At 69.2% G+C, this 6,901-nt stretch carries 3 protein-coding genes and 2 pseudogenes; 2 read left to right on the forward strand and 3 right to left on the reverse strand.

What is annotated here, in order from left to right:
• Both VR45_RS36850 and VR45_RS36855 read right to left on the reverse strand, forming a co-directional pair.
• Window positions 1-377 (reverse strand): annotated as a pseudogene (locus VR45_RS36850) (repressor LexA); the annotation flags it as partial.
• Window positions 378-483: 106 nt separating this feature from the next.
• The gene (locus tag VR45_RS36855) at window positions 484-1,749 is read right to left on the reverse strand and encodes an OB-fold nucleic acid binding domain-containing protein (protein ID WP_234326527.1); all 1,266 of its coding nucleotides are present in this window, start codon (window positions 1,747-1,749) and stop codon (window positions 484-486) included.
• A gap of 35 nt (window positions 1,750-1,784) precedes the next feature.
• On the opposite strand from VR45_RS36855, the gene dnaE reads away from it, so the two are divergent.
• Window positions 1,785-4,433 (forward strand): DNA polymerase III subunit alpha, encoded by a 2,649-nt coding sequence (dnaE, locus tag VR45_RS36860; RefSeq protein ID WP_052709666.1) that lies wholly within the window; start codon window positions 1,785-1,787, stop codon window positions 4,431-4,433.
• 120 nt (window positions 4,434-4,553) lie between these two features.
• Here the strand turns inward: dnaE and VR45_RS36865 are convergent, their stop codons facing one another.
• Window positions 4,554-6,002 carry a DUF2971 domain-containing protein gene (locus VR45_RS36865; RefSeq protein ID WP_045944295.1) on the reverse strand — a complete coding sequence of 483 codons (1,449 nt, stop codon included), beginning with the start codon at window positions 6,000-6,002 and terminating at the stop codon, window positions 4,554-4,556.
• Between the two features lie 442 nt (window positions 6,003-6,444).
• Here VR45_RS36865 and VR45_RS36870 point away from each other — a divergent pair.
• Window positions 6,445-6,901 (forward strand): annotated as a pseudogene (locus VR45_RS36870) (hypothetical protein); the annotation flags it as partial.

The following is a 6,901-nucleotide window of genomic DNA, read 5'->3' on the forward strand; positions in this document are numbered from 1 at the left end:
CCGCCGGCGGCGATCCGGCCGACCAGCGGCACGTACGAGGTGGAGGGGCGGTCGGCGGCTGGGGCTGTGCTGTCCGTGTGAGTGGCGAGGCGGTACGCGGAGAGGGTGTAGGCGCGCGGGCGGTGGGGGTCGCGGCGCACGATGCCCAGTTTCTCCAGGCGGCTGATGACGTGCGCCACGGAGGAGGTGCTGGAGAGCCCGACGGCCTGGCCAATCTCGCGCATGGACGGCGGGTATCCGCGTTGCTGTACCGAGTTGCGGATTGCATCGATGACCGCACGCTGGCGTGACGTCAGCCCGTCCTCGCCGGCACGGACGCCGGGCGGGCGGCCGGGGAGGCCGGGGGTGTCCTTGGTGCGGGTGCTGGTGTCGGCCATGGTGACCTCCGGGGGTTGTGCGGATGGTGACTGTATCCCGCGTGTCGTCGGTGCGTCACCGTGTTTGCGTCGCTGACCTGCGTCGATGGGTGTTCTTGGTGGCGGTTCATCGGAAGTCGCGGCTTCGGCTGCCGGGGGCGAGGGTGAGCGGGGTGAGGCGGGTGGCGACGAGGTTGACGGCGCCGTCGCGGCGCTCCGCGGTGCCGTGGACGAGGAGGCCGGCGTTGCCGAGGGCGGTGCGGCGCTGGCGCTCCCACACGTGGGGATGGCAGACGATGTTGACGAGCCCGGTCTCGTCCTCGAGGGAGATGAACAGCACGCCGCCGGCGGTCGGTGGGCGCTGGCGGTGGGTGACCAGGCCGCCGACCGCGACGAGCGCGCCTGTGGCGGCGCCGGTCTTGAAGTCGGCGGCGGTCATGGCGCCGCAGCGCTCCAGGTGGGGGCGGGCGTGTTGGACGGGGTGGGTGGTGGCGGAGGTTCCGGTGGCCCACAGGTCGGCGATGGTCTCCTCGATCGCGTTCATCTCGGGCAGGCCGTCGGGGGCGGTGAGCGCGGGGGCGGTGCCGGGGAGCATGGCGTCGGTGGTGCGGGCGAGCAGGCCGGCGGACCACAGGGCCCGGCGGCGGGTGACGCCCATGCTGGTGAACGCGCCGGCGGTGGCCAGGGCTTCGAGGGCGGGGGCGTCCAGCGCGGTGCGGCGGGCGAAGTCCTCCAGGTCCGTGTAGGGCTGGCCCGCGGTGACGGCTTCCGCCTGCTCGGGACCCAGGCCGCGCACGGCGGCCAGTCCCAGCCGGATCGCCGGCCCTCCCCCACGCTGTCGCGCGCCGGCCGGTGCGGGCGCGTCGCCGGCGGGGGCGTCTTCTAGGGTGGGCTGTGCGGCGCTGTGGTTGACGTCGGCGGGAAGGACGGTGACGCCGTGGCGGCGGGCGTCGGTGATGAGGGTGAGCGGTGAGTAGAAGCCCATCGGCTGGTTGGCCAGCAGCGCGCAGGTGAACGCCGCCGGGTAGTGGTGCTTGAGCCACGCGGAGGCGTAGACGAGCAGCGCGAAACTCGCGGCGTGGGACTCGGGGAAGCCGTATCCGGAGAACGCGTCGATCTTGGTGTAGACGTCCTCGGCGGCCTCGGTCGGGATGCCGCGCGCGGCCATGCCGGTCATCAGGCGTTCGCACAGTTCGGCGACCCGCTCGTGCGAGCGCTTGGAGCCCATCGCCTGGCGCAGCTTGTCGGCCTCGGCGGGGGTGAAGCCGGCGCAGTCGATGGCGAGTTGCATCATCTGTTCCTGGAACAGCGGCACGCCGAGGGTCTTGGCGAGGGCGCGTTCCATGAGCGGGTGGGCGATGGTGGGCTGTTCGTGGCCGTTGCGGCGGCGGATGTAGGGGTGGACGGATCCGCCCTGGCGATCAAGAGGTGATCAACCTGCTGGGTCGGCGGGCCGGGACCTTGCACCTGGGAGCGGCCGGGCAGGACTCCGGCGGGGCCGCACACCTGCTGGCCACCACAGCTCGCACCGCGGGCGACTGCCGACTCGACCCGTACAGCGATCTGGGGATCGGCCGGGTCCACTTCCCCGAGGAGCACATGGTCGGGGCCGCCCCGGGGACTTCGGCGCGGGTCCTGCGCGAGCGGTGCGAGGCGGCGATGGTCCGGCTCGACTACGACCGCAGCGCCACTATGCGTGGGCGCTTGGAGGAGGAACTCCGGGTCATCCAGACCCTCGGATGGCCGACCTACTTTCTGACGGTCGCTCAGGTTGTGGACGACGTAAAGGAGATGGGCATCCGGGTGCAGGCCCGAGGCTCCGGAGCCGGGAGCCTGGTCGTCCACCTGCTGGGCGTCTCCTTCGCCAATCCGCTCGACCACGAGCTGATCATGGAACGGTTCCTGAACCTGCGCCGCCGCTCGCTGCCGGACATCGACATCGACGTGGAGTCCGCCCGACGTCTGGACGTCTACCGGCGGATCATGGACCGGTTCGGTACCAGCAGGGTCTGCACCCTGAGCATGCCTGAGACCTACCGTGCCCGCTCCGCGATCCGCGCCGCCGGCCTGGCCATGGGCTTGCCCCCGGACGAGACCGACCGGCTGGCCAAGGCCTTCCCGCACCTGAGTGCCCGTTCCGTGAAGATCGCGCTGCAGGAACTGCCGGAGCTGCGGCAGGTCGCCGCCGCCCAGGCCGGACGCTACGGAAGGCTCTGGGATCTCGCCGAAGGCCTGGACGCGCTGCCCCGCGGCACCGCCATGCACCCCTGCGGAGTGATCCTCTCCGACGACACCCTGCTCTCCCGGACCCCCGTCGTGCCGACCGCCACCGACGGTTTCCCCGCCACCCAATGGGACAAGGAGGACGTCGAGGCGGACGGCGTCGGTCTGCTCAAACTGGACGTCCTGGGTATCCGGATGCAGAGCAGCATGTCCTACGCCGTCCAGGAGATCGAGCGCACCACCGGGCACAGGATCGACCTCGACGACCGCACACAGGTTCCGCTGGACGACCCAGCGGTCTTCGAACTGCTAAGGAACGGCCGCAACCTCGGCGTCTACCAGCTCGAATCCCCTGGACAGTTGGACCTGGTCGGCCGTCTCCAGCCGGAGACGTTCGAGGATCTGGTGGCCGAGATCTCGCTCTTTCGGCCGGGCCCGGTTCGGTCTGACATGATTCGGCCCTTCTTGCTGGGCAGGCACGGCAAGAGGCCGGTCCGCTACCCGCACCCCGACCTGGCCCCGGTTCTGCGGTCCACCTACGGCGTGGTCATCTACAACGAGCAGATCATTAAGGTGTTCGCCACGATGACCCGCTCTGACCTGGCGATGGGGGAGGAGGCTCGCCGCGCCCTGGCCCGTGCCGACCGGCTCCCGGCCTTGGAAGCCTGGTACCGCCGGCGTGCCGCCGAGGCCGGCTACACCCAGCAGGTCATCGACGAGGTCTGGGCGATGGTCGCCAGCATGGGTGCCTACGGCTTCGCGAAGAGTCACTCCGTCGCGTTCGCCCTACCCACCCTGCAGTCCGCGTGGCTCAAGGCGCACCACCCCGTCCCCTTCTATTGCGGCCTGCTGGAGCACGACCCCGGGATGTACCCCAAGCGCCACATCCTTTCCGAGGCCCGCGACCGCGGTGTGCCGATCCTGCCGCTGGACGTCCAGCACTCCGACAGCCACTACCGCGCCGAGCCGCTGCCCGACGGCCGTCTGGGCCTGCGGATCTCCCTCGCTGAGGTCCACGGCATCACCGAGGAGCAGGCCCGGCGGATCGCCAGCGGCCACCCCTACGACGACCTCGCCGACTTCTGGGTCCGCGCACACCCAACCCTCCCGATCGCCCAGCGCCTCGCCCGCACCGGTGCCCTCGATGCCCTGACCGCTGGCGCCAACCGGCGCGAAGTCCTGCTGCACCTGGACGAACTACACCGCCAGCACCGGGCCACCGCAATTCCCGACCAGCTCACCTTCACCACCGCTGCCGCGACCGAAGGCAGCACCGGGCTACCCGCCATGACTGTCGGCGAGGAGCTCCAGGCCGAGCTGGAGGTTGTCGGCATGGACGTCAGCGCCCACCTGATGGCCCCTCTTCACTCTCTCCTGGAGGAGCTCGGCGTCACCTCCTCCCACCGTCTCGCTGCCCTCCCGGCGGGGCAGACCGTCCTGGTCGCCGGTGCCAAGGTCGCCATCCAGACGCCGCCAATGCGCTCCGGACGCCGGACCATCTTCGTGTCCGTCGACGACGGTCTTGGCGGCGGGCAGGTGGACCTGACCTTCTTCGACGACACCCACGACCAGGCCGCCCATACCCTCTTCCACCACCTCTACCTGCTGATGCGCGGCACCGTGTCCAGGCGCGGCAAGTCGGTGGGCGTGATCGGCTCCCACGCCTGGAACCTCCAGCAGATCGCAGACGCCCACCAGCGCGGTGGCCAGGCAGCCGTTCGCCAACTCCTCGCCGCTGCCAGCCCTCCGTTCAGTTCCAGCGACCACCAAGCCGCTGGCACTGGTGTCGGCGGCGAAGGCCGGATAGGCGGCGCGGGCCAGCTCTGGCACGCCTCCCCTGGTTCTCCAGGCTGAGCTATGTCTCATGAGGCATGGGCAAGCGCGCTCGGCCCCTTGAGCTCGACCTAGGCTGTGGCCGCCCGGGCGGCGACTCGCGCCGCCAAGCTCCCCGGGCGTCTACTCAGGGTGGTGGAGTCATTGGAATGTCGGCCGGAGGACCTCGGCCTGGACCCGAAGCTGGTCGAGCAGCGCCGCGAGAGCCTCCCCAGCATCAGCAGCTGCTACCTCGCGCTTCGCGCGCCAGTGTTCTTTCCGGGTGGAGCCGTCTGGACCCGGCTCGGTCGCGACAACGGCGTGTAGGCGGACCCTTCCGCCGTCGAGAACCTGGAACGCTGCGGAGGCAACGAGGGTGGGAGTGCTACCCGCTTGTCCAGTGACGATGCACAGCGCCCCGTTCTCCCAGTGCACCCGCTCACCGGGCATACCCGCGCTGCGGGACCGCTGCGCCTCCGGCACGGCTTGTGGCAACGAGTTACTGACGTCCACCTGTACCTGCGGCCACGCACTGAGGCTCGCTCGGAGCTGGCCGAGAGAGGCCGTAATCATCTGCGCGAGATCGCTGTGCGCCACCTTGGCCTGGGCGCGTAGGTTGCTTGCCTTGTGATGCGCGTCGCGAAGGGCGGCCAGCCGTTCCGCCAGGCTTCCGCCGAGCCGCGGCACCAACATGTCACCGAATGACGGTGCACCGCCGGCCTCGTCTGCGGCAGTCTGCGCCGTCGAGGCCGGAAACTTGTGCAGCCCCCGATTGAAGTACCGCAGCTTCCACACGACCTCGACCTTTGGGTACCCGGCGATCGCTTCGAACAGATCCTGCATCCGGTTCTCCGGGAAGGCGTCACCGAGGTAGACCTCGGTGAGGGATTCGCGGATCGGGATGTAAGCGGGCTGCAGGGACTCGTTGAGGAGCACCAGTCGGTACTCGGATTCGGGGCGCCAGTCCCGGTGCTTGCTGAAGAAGAGCTGACTGCGGTTGGCTTCGGCGAAGAACAGCGCGGCGGCGTCGACCCCGAAGTGGCGCACCTGCCCGATGTCCATCTCCCGCATGCTCGGTGGCTCCATGCGATAGCGGACGGGTCCGTGGAACTTCAGCGCGCCGTCTTCGTCGAGTTCGTCCAACGCCCGCACCAGGGCCCTGCGGTCGAACCCGAGGCACACGCCCGTGTGACCGGCCCCGTATCGGTCCCATTGCGAGAGGTGCGCCCATCCTCGCTCGGCATCCCGGATCCACGCTTCGTCCGGCAGATCGAAATCCCGGACGAGGCACGCGGTCTTCGCGTGGAGCCGGATGTGGCGGTCGATCTCCTTCCATACAGCGTCTGCCAGTTCCGGCGGTTGGAAGAAAGCGAGATCGTCTGGATGCACGGAAAACCCTGGGTACTTCGGGCGAGCCTCCCACAGATCATTCAGCGACTCGAACGGAGACAATCGGAGAGTTGCGCTGCCCAGAATGTAGGAGATTGCCGTCTCAGCACTCGTGTAGTGGAACAACGATCCGGTCTCGTGGCGCCGCTCAAGCAACGTCAGCTGGTTCAGATCGTTCCCGCCCTGGTGCTCCCCCACGAACACCGCTTTGCTCGCCGCCATCGGCACGCTCCGTCCTAGGCCTGACTGCCGTCGATCAACTGACACTCGCGCGGGCCCGATAAAAAGTTGCGACACGCCAACTACCAGGTGACACGATCATTCGTGTCCGTAACGGCAATCTGCGCGTGATCACCGCTCGGGGATGGCGCTGCGCGCCAGCGCCACCCTCCTCGGCAGCCGCGGCACGAGCCCAATGAGACCTTCTCGCACAAATATTCGAACAAGATCTACGATGGGGGACAGGTGGGGCGCCGGAGAACAGACACGAGGGACCAGCAAGGAGAGCCACCACCGTGAGGACACACCCGCACGCCGCCCGCCGAGGGAGGACCATCACGCGGGCCGGACGCACGACCCATGCGAGCCCACGCCCTGAGCAGCGCACCTCTGGGATCCCGGACCGAGACACTCTGAGGCGTCTGGTGAAACCCGGAAGCGCGGGATGACCACCATGGCCACCACATCACTGGCGATCCTTCACCTGCGTTTTCACCAGGTGTCGTTCGAGACCTATCGCGAACTTTTCACCGTGCTGGACGACATCACCCCGACCGTCCAGGCGCTCCCACCGGACAGCGCTCTGCTTGACCTCACCAGTGCCCAGAAGTACTTCGGCCGTGGCGCGGCCGATCTCGCCGACCTCCTTCAGACCCGCCTGCTCGCCAGGTACGGACTGACAACCTCCGGCGGGATCGGCCCGACCCGCATGCACGCCACCATCGCCGCCGACTGCACCACCCCCGGCACTGTCCGGGTCCTGCCCGATCAGCAGGCCGCCGACGACTTCCTGCGCCAACGGGCAGTGCGGGCCCTGCCGGGCGTCGGCCCCGTGCTGGAACGGGCCTTGGTTCGGTACGGGATCAAGACCATTGGTGACCTCGCCGACCTGCCGCTCGCGA

Origin of the sequence: Streptomyces sp. NRRL S-495 (assembly GCF_000966955.1) — a bacterium.
Lineage (GTDB): Bacteria > Actinomycetota > Actinomycetes > Streptomycetales > Streptomycetaceae > Kitasatospora > Kitasatospora purpeofusca.

Excerpts from the sequence above, each read along its gene's own strand:
- VR45_RS36865 (WP_045944295.1), bottom strand. The coding sequence starts at position 6,002 with ATGGCGGCGAGCAAAGCGGTGTTCGTGGGGGAGCACCAGGGCGGGAAC.